Below are 12,593 nucleotides of genomic sequence, written 5' to 3' on the forward strand. Positions count from 1 at the left end.
TCAGGATGTCTTCGCGAATGAACAGTTTGGCTAAGAGGCGCACCAGCGCTTCTGTGGTTCTGGTCGCAACCTCCCTGGTGCTGGGTGCTTGTGCGAGCACTCCCCCACCCACCATTGGTCGCGTCGAAGCGCGGTCCGTTGAGGCTGATGGTCAAGGTGACTATAGTACGGAACCGGTTTCAAATTATAAGCTGCATGCAGGCGATGTGCTGAATGTAACGGTGTTCCGCGAACCGGATCTATCGGTTTCGGAAATACCAGTGGGCGTAGACGGCACGATCTCGACACCGCTGGTCGGAGTGGTAAGGGCCGACGGCCTGACTCCAGCCGAGCTTTCTTCGCTGATCGAGACGAAACTGCGCGCAGGTTTTCTTAAAGAACCGTCGGTAAGCGTGAACGTCACCCGCTATGATTCGCACGTCGTTACCGTCGATGGGTCGGTCGAAAAGCCAGGCGTCTATCAATTCCGTCCCGGCGCCCGCCTTTCGACCGCGATGTCGCTCGCGTCGGGCCCGAGCCGTGTTGCAAAACTGGAGCAGATCGCGGTTTTCCGGCAGTTCCCGGATGGCATGAAGGTCGCCAAGTTCGACTACGCCGCGGTGCGCTCGGGTTCTATGATGGACCCGGTACTGCAACCTGGTGACCGCATCGTGGTCGGCACCTCAGGGCTCTCACAATTCTGGCAAGACTTCCTGAAGGCTGCGCCGGTGTTTGCCATCTTCTCTAACCAATTGTGATAGTGGTGGCCGAAACAATGCAAAATTCGATAAACGGTGACAGGCCGACCACCGTGGCAAATGCGGCGTGGATTGATCGTTACTTGCCCGGCGGCGCTGAAGAAGCAGCGCCGCGCGATGGTTCTTTCAATCTCACGGCGATCCGCGGGATCATTTATCGTCAGCGCCATATTCTAATCGGAGCGGTGGCCTTGGCGCTCATTGGGGGTCTTGTCCTGACCCTGTTGACGAAGCCGATCTATTCGGCGAGCGCGACGGTACAAATTGATCGCGGTGGCGGCCAAATCATCGAAGGGCAAAGTCTCGAAAACGACATTTCGGCCAACGAGTTCAGTCGTTACATGAACACTCAGGCTGTGGTGATCAAGAGCCGGAAGCTCGCCTATCGGGTCGTCGATGCGCTCAAGCTTGATCAAAACGCCGCGTTCGTCGGAGTGGAAGCAAGCGACCCAAAGCCGGCCGGAACTTCGACGGCCGAATGGTCCAAGAGCAAGCGCGAAACGGCGGCATCGATCGTGCAAGGAGGCGTTACTGTCGACGTCCCTTATGACAGCAGCATTCTGACGATATCTTTCAAGTCCGAGAATCCCGGAATCGCCATGGAAGTGGCGAATGCGATCGCGAACAATTACGTCGTCGAAGATTCGCGCCGCAAGCTTGAAGCAAACACCTATGCGGTAGGCTACCTCAGCAAGCAGATCGACGAAGTCCGCGCAAAGCTTCAGCTGGCAGAATTTGCCACGAACGACTACGCCAAGCAGAACGGTATTGTCGGTGAAGCACCTGCAACGGGCGGTGCTGCTGGCGGAGCGAACGAAGCTACGCCGACGATCACGGCAACCAATCTGTTCAGCGTCAATTCGAACTACACGCAGGCCCGCGCAAAACGCATCGCAGCTGAGCAACGCTGGCGTGCAATCAGCACTGTGCCGGCATCGCAGTTGCCTGAAGTTCAGCAGAACATTGCCATTCAAAGCATGGTTACAGACCGCGGCAAGGCGGCGACCGAACTTGCGCAATTGCGTCAGCGGTATGGTGACAACTTTCCCCGCATCGTAGAATTGAAAAGCCAGATCGCTTCGCTTGAGAGCCAGATCGCGCGGGCAGGCGCGGACGTGAAGAACAGCGTCCGAAACGATTATGAAGTGGCGCTTCGCCAAGAACAGGGCTTGGCAACAGAAGTCAGCAAGGCATCGGGAGAGACCCTGACCGAGCAGGATCGGCGTGTACGCTACAACCTGCTCAACCGTGAGGCTGGAGCGCTGCGTACGCAGCTCGCCACTTTGCTCGATCGCTACAACCAGTTGGTCTCGGCTTCAGAAGTGAAGTCGACCAATACGACGAAACTGGACTCCGCGCTTATGCCAGGAAGTCCCGTATCACCAAACCTGATGAAGAATCTGCTGGTATCGGCCATCGCCGGCCTGGGCATTGCGCTTGGCCTTGCGGTGCTTCGCGAAGCCTTTGACGATCGCCTGCGCAGTGCGGATGATGTCGAACGCAAGCTGGGCTATCCGTTGCTTGGTCACACACCAATGGTGGCCGATGACGAGTTGACAGCGCAGTTCACCGATCCGTTCAGCCCGCTGATGGAAGCATATTCCTCGGTGCGGACGGCAATCGACTTTGCTCACCCGGGCACCAACCGCGTGTTCCTGGTCACCAGCTCCGAACCGTCGGAAGGGAAGTCGCTGACGGCTGCCATTCTGGGCAGGAACTATGCCCGACTTGGCCGCAAGACCCTGTTGGTCGAAGCCGATTTGCGCAAGCCGTCGCTTAGCCATCTGTTTGCCGAAACACGACCCGACAAGGGTATCGCTGAAGTGCTCCTTGGCGATGTGGACATCCAGTCGGTCTTGTTGCCGAGCGGCGTTGATAACCTGGATATTCTTCCCGTAGGCAAAACGCCGGTCAATCCGGTGGAATTGCTGTCTTCGCCCGTGATGGCTGAGTTCATCGAGCGTATGCGCAAGGAATATGCGCTCGTAATCTTCGACACAGCCCCAGTGATGGGGCTCGCCGATGCGCCGATCCTGTCGCGCCTGATGGATGGCACGATCTTCATCGTCGAGGCCAACCGCGCTCACCATGGCCAGGCAAAAACGGCATTGCGGCGTCTGCGTGGCGCCAGCGCCAACATACTCGGCGTGGTGCTTACCAAGTATCGTGCGGCCGACGCTGGACAGGAATACAACTACCACTACCGCTATTACACGTATGGCGAGGGCAACCGCAGCGCGTCCTGACAAGGTTATTCGACGCCGGATCGATAAGATCCGGCGTCGCATTACACAGATGGAGGCCGGACTTGCACGACAACAGTCATCGAAAACCGCTGGTCGTTCACGTTAGCGGTGACTTTCCGGATCCCATCAAGAAGTTCAAGACACCCGTAATTCGAAGCTTGCTGGAACTAACGGCTGACAACTTCGATCATCAGGTCTTTTCAATCAATCGCTCGTCTCCAGGTGTCGTCCGGATGCTGCAGTCGAGTTGGCTTCATCGTAAGGCGCTTAAGCTCGAAGTCACCTCTGAGCCGTTTGATTACGGCACCGCCCTGGAATACAAAGCCCCCGGCCGCGGGATCTTTCATGCTACCATGCTCAGGCAGTTGGGTGATTGGATTGCGCGCCGGATCTCAGGCGGCCCCATCCCGGATCTGCTGGTCGGTCACAAGTTGACCATCGAGGGGATCGCAGTGGCCCGCGCTGCGGCGCTGTTGAACATACCCTACGCCATCACGATCCAAGGCAATACCGACGCTCGAATTCTTGAAATGCGGCCAGATCTGCGGAAGGATCTGAAAGCGGTGTTTCACGGCGCGGCTGCAGTGGTACCCTTTACGCCTTGGGCCCTCGCCGCTGTCGAAGAGCTTCTCGGACAGCGGACCAAGCCAACGTTCGTCGTGCCTTGTCCAACCGACATGGATCAGATCGTGGCACCGCAGAACGACGGTGACACGCTGCTAACGGTGTTCAACTTGTGGAATCACCGCGGCAAGAACTTGCACGGCATGGTTGAAGCGGTGAAGCGGCTGGAAAAAACCGGACGTCGTGTAAGTTTGGCCGTTGTCGGAGGCGGAACGCCCGCGGAACTGGCGCAATGCCACGATTTAGCCAAAGGCTTTAACGGGATCGTGTTCGAGGGCCCACTTGATCGTTCGAGCGTTCAGAAGCGCATGCGCTCGGCGAAGGGCTTGATCCTCCCGTCACTTCGCGAAAGCTTCGGCCTCGTATTTACCGAAGCGCTTATGGCCGGCCTGCCGATCGTGTATCCATCAGGAACTGCCGTGGACGGCTATTTCGATGGACTGCCATTTGCGATTGCCGTCGATGCACGTGACCCTGACGCCATCGCCCGCGCCATGACCAGATTGGTGGACGAAGAAGCGGAACTGAAGCGAAGGCTGCTAGACTGGCAAGGTACACCTGATGCCAGACGCTTTACCCGGCCAGCGATTGCCAAGCAGTATTCAGCAGCACTGCTAAGCGCACTCGATTCGCAATGAGATGACGTCTGGCCAATTCTGGGCCATCCAATCGTCAGCGCGCTGCCCTGTACCTCTGCTTGCTGCATGCGCTCCGGGACTGCCAAAATCATGACGAGGTAGATCGGGCGGATCATCACCTACGCGTTTTCCGACCTTGGCCTCATGGGTATTTCCTCAATCATGACAATGCTTTGACGTCAGGCTCCCGCCGCCGATGTGCCACAGGTTAGTGAGGGACGAGGACGTGAATCGCCTGACAGTATCGCGAAGTTCATAAGTCTTTTCGGGCGCTTTCGTACGCGCAAAAACAACTTTCCTACGCCGACGGGCCAATGATAGGCAAATGTTCTCTTGATGTTCCAAATCTAGGAGGCAGCCATGATCCAAGACGCTTTCGAAGGATACGCAGATAGTCCGATTGCCCCCGCCCAGTTTTGCTTCTCCATCACGCCAAGTGACACGGCCGACCTTCCGCGGGCGACGAAGGCGCTCTATGTTGGCACCGGAGGATCAATTGTGGTCCTCTCGGTCCGCGGAACGAGCCCGGTCACATTTGCCAACGTTCAGGACGGCACGATTCTGGACGTCCGCACTCAGGCAGTCCGGGCAACCGGAACCACAGCCTCCAATATCGTCGGACTGGCTTGATGGGACGGCTCGGCTACGGCAGCGGACGACGGCGAAGTATGGGCTATAGGTCTGTTGCACCCCCGATCGCGCCATCTGCAGCATGGAACGGCACCAGCGGCAGCGGATTCACGACCGTTCCAACAGATCCCGTAAGGTCCACTGCGAAGCCAGCAATGCGGATCATGGTAGCTCCGTATCAGTGGTACAGTAACCAGTTGCTCGTCGGCGTATGCGCGGCGGCGAGTGACGGTGGAACGCTGATCAATGACATGGGGCTCGATATGGTCATCGCCCATTTCGAAGGGACCCGCGTCTTTATCGAGAGCCCATCGATCGAAGTGATCACTGATGCCAACGGCATCAAGCGCCCCTATTACGGATGGTGGATCCGATTACGCCACGACGGCAGAAACGGACATGCGCAGCTTTACTTCGAAGGTGTCGCAAAGGACCCGTCCATGCAGCGCCGCGTGATTGGACCATTCCAGTTCAGCCCGCAAGCCTCACTCTTTAGCCATGAGATAACGATCGCCGCAACGCCGCCGGAGATCGTCGGTTCGCGCTACAAGACGATGGGCGCGGCCTTGAGCTACCTGCGCACAATGAACGCTACGAATCCGCGGCTGACTTTTATCGAGAGCGGCACATACAATGTCGAGCCTCCTGGCGCGAACAATTGGTCGGGAGGGTCGTGGATCAATGGATACGTGCATCTCGAAGCGACCGTACCCGTCACATTGGGGCGACCGGTGCCAGCTTCGAACGCCGATCCGTCCCCCATGCGTCCGACGTGTGGGCTCCACATCAAGGGACGCAACATTACAGTAGATTTCGCTAATTGCAGCGAGGCTTATCACAGTGACACCGCGACACGCCTGAACCATTGGTTCGATGGTTGCATTTTTACCAACTCGCGTGGCCGCTACGACCTGTTCCGCAAGATTTCACGCAGCATCCTCGGGTGGATATTCCGCGCCGGCGCGTACGTCACGGAATGTGAGTTCCGAAATTTGTGGAACGCTGGCAACGAAAGCCCGCTCGTACGCGGCTGTACCTTCGATGCGTGCTACGGCGATTTGTTCACCGGTGCGCAATGCGTGATCTACAACCGCGTCAATGATTTCGACAGCAGCGCATTTCGCCTGCGCATCCCCTCAATCTCGATCAATATGCCGTCCGGCGGCACTCTGGAGCGTACCGGCAACACTGTTGCCGCTCGTGTCAACGGCAGCGTCGTTGGCAGTTTTACACTAGCGAACGCACTCGCAGATTTTAACGCCAACACCAACTATACCAATGCAAATGTGGTCAATTGGGTCAACGGGCTTGCGGGCTGGAGCGCCACGTTGCTGGACGATACACGAGCGGCCACACTTCTCGCGCCGGGTTCGACGACAATACTGCCGGGTACATGGGCGGCGCAAAGCGGCGCGGGCGGAGTGCTGATCCTCGACACGATGATCGACATACACTCGGATTGGTACCAGCGAACCAACACGGCTGAATCCGAGAACATCTTTATCGGCTACAATTATGCGAATGAGATCGCTTGCCAGCTAATCTTTATCGAAAGAAACTGCTACGACTGGATTTGTATAAACAACACATGGCGCACAAAGGCGATCTGGACAGAAGGCCTCAGGACGAGTGCTCGGAGCGTCCTGATTCGTGGCCGCCATCAAGTTTTCCTACACAATACGGTCATTGGTCAAATTATGCGTTTGAGCGGCAACAATGTTTCTGGTGCTGATTATGACGCTTACTGTGTAATCGCCAACAACGTGGCTGATAACTTTGAATGGTCTCCTGCGACTGCGCAAGACTCAGACTTGCGACTTGCCGACAATCACTTTTTTGCTGGCTACGCGCTCCCTGCCCTTTCGGTAAACACAAGTCAGGGCGGAACCGAGGATACTCTATTTCCCTTGGGCAGCATCGGCAAGTTTGCTCCTGGCGGAGCACTGCTCACAAATCTCAAAGTGCCGCGTCTGAATCACGATCAGACACATGCTCCTCGTGCCACGCTTGCACCGGCCGGCGCGCTCAGTTGAAGACGTCTACGTGGGATGGCAAGCGCTACACGCCTGCTGTTCCACGGCGGCTTTGCCCGATTACACCCGAGGATACCGGTTCGGATGTATTTTTGACCCGCGGGCGCAACGTGGCACCGATAAATGCTGCATCGCACACGATCCGCATAAGCTATTACGAACCACGTCGCTCAACTCGCCACATTACGCTCTTCCGACCGGTCGGGCTACCAGGCAAGGCTTGCTGCGATGCAATATCGGAATATGCAAAAGCCGATATTCGCCATGGTTTTGCAGGGGGTCATTGTGTATCTAGCTCCAATGACCGTCTCCCCTCCCCAAATTGGTGTAGCAATAGTAGCCTATCAGTCTGCTCCCGTGATCCTGGCCTGCCTCGAAAGCCTGTTCAGATCCGAGGGCGCATCGCTTCGGGTGGTGGTGACGGACAATGCCTGCACCGATCAGACAGTAGACCTCATCCGCGCGTGGGCTTTGGAAAACGCGGACCGGGTTACCTTTCAGGAAGCCGTCCTGGGCGAGATTTCCGTAGCGACCGCGGACCTGACCCTGGTGAGATCACCGGTCAACGGTGGGTTTGCCTATGCGTGCAACACAGGACTGCGGCTATTGACGCCGATCGAAGGGCTTGACTTGTTCTGGCTCGTCAACCCGGATTGCGAAGTGCTGCCTGATACTGCTGCCCAGTTCATTCGCGGTGCCTCGCAAGGGGAGTTTTCCCTGATGGGAGGGCGCACGATCTTCCGCAACAACCCCGATATCGTCCAGACCGACGGAGGCCGCGTCTCTCGCCTGACCGGCGTTTGCAAGTCGGTCAATTGGGGCGTCCCGCTGCGACAGGCAGCGATGCCCAGTGACACGGAAATCGACTTCATCACGGGCGCGAATTGCGTGGCATCACGCAAGTTCATCGAAGCGGCAGGCTACATGGTGGAGGACTACTTCATCTATTACGAGGAGGTCGACTGGGCATTCCGCAGAGGCGCACTGCCCTTGCGGCAGGTGCCCGAGGCTGTGATCCTGCACGACGGCGGCACTGTCATCGGCTCAGGATCCCTCAATCGCTTGCCTTCCCCGTTCTCCACATATTTCAACAGCAGAAATCGCATTCGTTTCGTAAGGCGCTTCATGCCGACAGCATTGCCCTTGGCGTATGCGTTCATCCTCCTACAGTCATTGCGCAATGTGAAGCGTGGTGCGCTGCCACAAGCAAAAGCCGCTTTGGCGGGCGCATTAGGATTCAAGCCGCCTGCAAACGTTCGGGAATTTGTGGCAAAAAGTGCTTGGGACCATGCTTTCACCGCGCTCGTTGACCGCCCGTGAGCTCGCCCACGAGACGGTTTCTGCGCCAAGCGAACTGGCCGACATGATCGTGTGAACTGTAGATGACGTCGCCATTCGCTTGGGGATCTATGATTGCAGGATCAGAAATAGCTCGCGCGGGATGGCTTGACCTCATCCTGCCGTCGACGACCTGATGTCCCCCGCCCTTACCCACGCCAATGCGTTCGCTCCTGCGGCAGGCTGACATCCATTAAGTCCGTCTGCCGATTAAGCTGACTTGGCTGAACAACAGATGCTCGAAACCACTACCCAAGATTTTGGCTGCTAGTCTAGCTTTCCCACGCGGCGGGGCAACGGGGCCTACGCTCAATACCTCGACGCCAGCGTCTTCAAACATTCGGCGGAAGCTCTCGGGCGTAAACCAGCGAAGGTGTGTCCGGTCCATAGGGCCCTTATCTTGGTATTCGAACTTTCCAGAGATGAGGTTGCGCAGGATGCGCCAGTGTGAAATATTCGGCGAGCTGGCCATAACCAACCCGGATGGCTTGACCTTCCGCACCAGTCCCGAGAGCAGCAAATAAGGATCGACCAAGTGCTCAAGCACTTCGCTCAGAATTAGCGCATCAAAATGTTCTTCGGGATATGGCAGGGGCATGTCTTCGACATTGCCAATGTGGACTTTCGTCAGCCGACCTTCTGCCACCTTGGCTGCCGGTGGAAAGATCTCGACACCTATGTAATCGCTACACTTTCCAGCCTGTAGGGCGAGCGCACCGGTCGATCCATTGCCGCAACCAATCTCGAGTATTTTGGCGTTCGTGTTTGGCGGCAATTGTGCGATGTAGTCATGCCGACCCTCTCCGAAATATACGTCGGGCTTGTCGTTGTATGCGGCAGCCATGCCGACAGTTTCATTCATGGGAGTGCGTCCTTTCGTCCCAACTGCACTTGGGAAAGGTGTGATTCCATTGTCTCGCGGCTAACGGCGATGAACTAACTGTTTTTTGGGCTTCGAGTCTGTCGTGACCTCCCACGACGGCGCGTGTCCTGCATCGCATAACGTTCTGCGGGGCGCTTGACAACATGGCGCGCCGGATCAGACGGAAGCTCTTCCGCGCGGCTACCCCATGGGGAGCGAACGCCGAAGCGATCGAAGGATGAAGGAAATGCATAACTTGCAGTGCATGGAATGCTGCTTGCAGCCCGGTTGATCGGAACCGATCAGCAGTCGAAAAAACACCCCGCAAGCGGTGCTGCCACTATGTTCCAAGCTTCGCAGAAGTCGAGCAGATTGAGATCCAAGCACGACGTGGCGAGATAGACAATCCGGGCAAGGATGTTGCGAGGTTGCAACTTGCCATGGTTATCGACCAAATCTCCTTGCCGCGACCACTCCCACTATTTGCTTACTGCACAAGTCGGATCGGCCCAACCCATTCCCCAGGCTCGGCGTGACCGCCACGAGCGTGAGGCTGGCGGTTCCGTCAGCAACCTCCACAAGGTTACCGCGCGCTTCTACTTGCCGATCGTGCCCTATTCCACCCGCATCATGGACAAGGCCCATCACGATGTCGTGCTCGATCGCGAATCGCATGAGTTCGTCGGCAGTGTAGTTCTTCGCCCAATCTCCCATCAGCCTGTTGACTTCTGGTCCGTGGACACGGCGGGCCTCCATGGTGGCGAAGCGGGGATCCTGGAGCATGACGTCACCGCCAATGAGGCGAAGCAAGTTGGCGACGATCTTGTCGCCGACCGCTGAGACGGAAATGTATTTTCCGTCGCGCGAGCGGCACAGCGAGCCAACCCCCATGTTCAGAGGCAGGCTGTTGCCTTGCCGCTGGGCCGGATAGCCTAGCACCGAAGCAGCCGGGCACTGCCATTCGATCATGCGACTAAGGGCCCGATGCATTGGCTCTTCGATGATGAGCCCTCGGGCCGAACCTCGCCAAAGCGCTGCAGCGACCTGCAGCGTCGCAAGCGCCCCCGCGCAGTAATCGGCGAGCGGTACTTCGGGTTGCACAGGAGGGCCATTCTCCCAACCGGTGATCGTCATCAACCCGCTAGCTGCTGCGGAAAACGCCGGGTGCGTGCTCCAAGGCCATAAATCCGGACGATCGGCACCGGGGGGAAATATGGAGACGACTGTCGGGGCATTGTCCCTGTCATTGATGCCCGCGAGCAACGGGTGATCCGCCCAGGACCGGCGCGGCACGTCGGTGCAAACGACGTCGGCGCGGGCCAGCAATGCCTCGACCGCGTCCTTGTCCCGCGCGGAATCGAGTTCGACGGAGCGCTTGTTCCGCGACAGCGCTGTTCGAAGCGCGGGGGACAGAACATTCGGGTTCGAGGTGGAGGCCGCAGGCTCGATTATGTAAGTGGTGGCGCCGTAATCCGCGAACAGAGTTGCAGCAAAACAAGCCGCCGGCGTATCGCTGATCTCGACGACCACCAAGTCTTCAAACAGGCTCTGGCAGGAAGCGTCCGCCCTTCCTGCAGTCGCGCGAGGTGGTGCGCGCCAGGCGACCCCTTCAGGATCGGCTAGTTCAGCCCAATGAAACCGCGGGGCCGTGCGCGCCATCACTGGATCGATGTGCCCCGGCACCGCCACATGGCCGATGGTGCAATCCGACATGCCTTCAAGGTTCTGGTGACAGACCGGCGGAATGCCAGCCTGTCACCGGGCATGTTCAGCCCTGAGCCGTCAATCCCGCCGCCGCTATTCCAGCAAGCGCACAGGCTTCATCCATGTCGGACAAGTCGCCAGAAATTCCGACCGCCCCGATCGCCATGCCATCGGCGTCGACAACGATTATCCCACCAGCGGCAGGTATGACACCCGCAGGCGCGACCGGGCCAAGCGAAGTGACGAAGGTCGCGCGTTCGGCCGTCATGTCGGCGATCTTGCGTGATGACATTCCAAGAAACAGCGCGCCTGCCGCCTTGCCCAGTGCAAGCTGAAACCGACCGGTCGAAGCGCCGTCCTGGCGCTGATACGCGATCACATGACCACCTGCATCCACCACGACCACACCGAGCGGTTTGAGCGAGAGTTCGGCTCCTTTGGTGAAGGCGCCTGCAATGATGGTCGTTGCCTGATCGTGGGTTATGCGGGTCATGAATGAGTTCCTTTACGTTCGATATCGCGAAGTACCGACGGGACCGGTCCCCCGGTTGCCCAATCGAGCAGTTCAACGGTATGCACGACCGGCGTGCCTGTGCGCTGGCCGATCTGGATCGCGCAGCCGATGTTTCCGGCAGCAATGACTTGAGCTTCAAGCTTGTCGATCTGCGCGGCCTTGAGATCGCCCAGCTGGCCGGCAATTTCAGGTTGAAGGATATTGTAGGTACCCGCCGAACCGCAACACAGATGCGAATCCGCAGGCGTCAACACGCTGAAGCCGGCCTGCGACAGAAGGTTCTTTGGAGCGGCGGTGACCTTTTGCCCGTGTTGCAGCGAACATGCGGCGTGATAGGCAACCTTCATCCCGCTTGGGATGGATGGAGGGAGCCCCACCTCGTCAAGAAACTCGCTGACATCGCGGGCTAGCTCGGACACCCGAGCCGCCTTTTCGGCGTACTCGGGGTCATCCCGCAACATGAACCCGTAGTTCTTGATGGTGGTGCCACATCCTGAAGTTGTGATGATGATTGCCTTCAGCCCGCCCGCATCGATTTCGCGCGTCCAGGCATCGACATTTCGCCTCGCGGATTCGAGCGCGGCTTCCTCGCGCCCCATGTGATGCACCAATGCGCCACAACAGCCTTCGCCCGGTGCGAAAACAACATCGTAACCGCAGCGATTTATAAGCCGGACCGTAGCTGCACGGAACTCGGGCCGAAGAACAGGCTCGGCACAGCCCTGCAATATGGCGACCCGTCCCTTGCTTTGGGATACGGCTGACGACACGCCGGATGCTTTCTTGCCCAGCGAGCGCGGGGCCATGTCAAGCATCGCGACAAGCGGACCGAATGCTTCGAACCGTCGGAATACAGGAAGCAAGGGTTTCGCCAGAGGTGCCAGTCGCAACGCGAAGCGCATGCGACCAGCATTCGGCAGGATTACGGCCAGCAGTGCGCGGTAGATGCGCTGCAACAGGGGACGCCGATAACGCTGTTCGACATAAGTCCGCGCGTGATCGACCAGGTGCATGTAATTCACCCCGGAAGGGCATGTCGTCATGCAAGACAGGCAGGATAGGCAGCGATCGATGTGACGAACGACCTTTTCAGTCGGCGCCCGGTCATTCTCGAGCATGTCCTTGATCAGATAGATGCGCCCGCGGGGCGAATCCAGTTCGTCGCCCAGCAGGGTATATGTCGGGCATGTCGCCGTGCAAAAACCGCAGTGAACGCACTTGCGGATAACCGACTCAGACGTGGCCATCGCCGGATCGGCCAAGCTTT

10 protein-coding genes are annotated in these 12,593 nt (G+C 58.1%); 6 read left to right on the top strand and 4 right to left on the bottom strand.

The features are described from left to right. Window positions 1-17 precede the first annotated feature (17 nt). From GGQ88_RS08265 to GGQ88_RS08290, 6 genes are all read left to right on the top strand, one after another. Complete coding sequence (locus GGQ88_RS08265) at window positions 18-737, top strand: polysaccharide biosynthesis/export family protein (RefSeq protein WP_183612680.1); 720 nt, start codon at window positions 18-20, stop codon at window positions 735-737. Window positions 738-754: 17 nt separating this feature from the next. Continuing rightward, window positions 755-2,983, top strand: a complete 2,229-nt coding sequence (locus GGQ88_RS08270; protein ID WP_183612681.1) for a GumC family protein — start codon at window positions 755-757, stop codon at window positions 2,981-2,983. Between the two features lie 62 nt (window positions 2,984-3,045). Further along, the gene (locus tag GGQ88_RS08275; RefSeq protein ID WP_183612682.1) at window positions 3,046-4,245 is read left to right on the top strand and encodes a glycosyltransferase; all 1,200 of its coding nucleotides are present in this window, start codon (window positions 3,046-3,048) and stop codon (window positions 4,243-4,245) included. Window positions 4,246-4,605: 360 nt separating this feature from the next. Continuing rightward, window positions 4,606-4,875, top strand: a complete 270-nt coding sequence (locus GGQ88_RS08280; RefSeq protein WP_183612683.1) for a spike base protein, RCAP_Rcc01079 family — start codon at window positions 4,606-4,608, stop codon at window positions 4,873-4,875. A 155-nt stretch (window positions 4,876-5,030) separates the two neighbouring features. Next, entirely contained in the window at window positions 5,031-6,908 is a 1,878-nt protein-coding gene (locus GGQ88_RS08285) for a hypothetical protein (protein ID WP_183612684.1), read from the top strand. A 300-nt stretch (window positions 6,909-7,208) separates the two neighbouring features. After that, window positions 7,209-8,228 (top strand): glycosyltransferase family 2 protein, encoded by a 1,020-nt coding sequence (locus GGQ88_RS08290; RefSeq protein ID WP_183612909.1) that lies wholly within the window; start codon window positions 7,209-7,211, stop codon window positions 8,226-8,228. A gap of 211 nt (window positions 8,229-8,439) precedes the next feature. On the opposite strand, the gene GGQ88_RS08295 is transcribed toward GGQ88_RS08290, so the two are convergent. From GGQ88_RS08295 to glcF, 4 genes are all read right to left on the bottom strand, one after another. Beyond that, entirely contained in the window at window positions 8,440-9,108 is a 669-nt protein-coding gene (locus GGQ88_RS08295; protein ID WP_183612685.1) for a class I SAM-dependent methyltransferase, read from the bottom strand. 444 nt (window positions 9,109-9,552) lie between these two features. After that, the gene (locus GGQ88_RS08300) at window positions 9,553-10,638 is read right to left on the bottom strand and encodes a CoA transferase (protein ID WP_183612686.1); all 1,086 of its coding nucleotides are present in this window, start codon (window positions 10,636-10,638) and stop codon (window positions 9,553-9,555) included. A gap of 238 nt (window positions 10,639-10,876) precedes the next feature. Continuing rightward, window positions 10,877-11,305 (bottom strand): GlcG/HbpS family heme-binding protein, encoded by a 429-nt coding sequence (locus GGQ88_RS08305; protein ID WP_183612687.1) that lies wholly within the window; start codon window positions 11,303-11,305, stop codon window positions 10,877-10,879. Further along, entirely contained in the window at window positions 11,302-12,588 is a 1,287-nt protein-coding gene (gene glcF / locus GGQ88_RS08310; protein WP_246385652.1) for a glycolate oxidase subunit GlcF, read from the bottom strand. The genes GGQ88_RS08305 and glcF overlap by 4 nt, the downstream gene beginning before the upstream one ends. Between the last annotated feature and the right edge of the window lie 5 nt (window positions 12,589-12,593).

Source organism: Novosphingobium hassiacum, from assembly GCF_014196055.1.
Classification (GTDB): Bacteria; Pseudomonadota; Alphaproteobacteria; order Sphingomonadales; family Sphingomonadaceae; genus Novosphingobium; species Novosphingobium hassiacum.

What these genes read in the sequence shown, in the direction of transcription:
- GGQ88_RS08265 (WP_183612680.1), top strand. Translation starts at nt 18, where the DNA reads ATGAACAGTTTGGCTAAGAGGCGCACCAGCGCTTCTGTGGTTCTGGTC.
- GGQ88_RS08295 (WP_183612685.1), bottom strand. Translation starts at nt 9,108, where the DNA reads ATGAATGAAACTGTCGGCATGGCTGCCGCATACAACGACAAGCCCGAC.
- GGQ88_RS08280 (WP_183612683.1), top strand. Translation starts at nt 4,606, where the DNA reads ATGATCCAAGACGCTTTCGAAGGATACGCAGATAGTCCGATTGCCCCC.
- GGQ88_RS08270 (WP_183612681.1), top strand. Translation starts at nt 755, where the DNA reads ATGCAAAATTCGATAAACGGTGACAGGCCGACCACCGTGGCAAATGCG.
- GGQ88_RS08305 (WP_183612687.1), bottom strand. Translation starts at nt 11,305, where the DNA reads ATGACCCGCATAACCCACGATCAGGCAACGACCATCATTGCAGGCGCC.
- GGQ88_RS08285 (WP_183612684.1), top strand. Translation starts at nt 5,031, where the DNA reads ATGCGGATCATGGTAGCTCCGTATCAGTGGTACAGTAACCAGTTGCTC.
- GGQ88_RS08290 (WP_183612909.1), top strand. Translation starts at nt 7,209, where the DNA reads ATGACCGTCTCCCCTCCCCAAATTGGTGTAGCAATAGTAGCCTATCAG.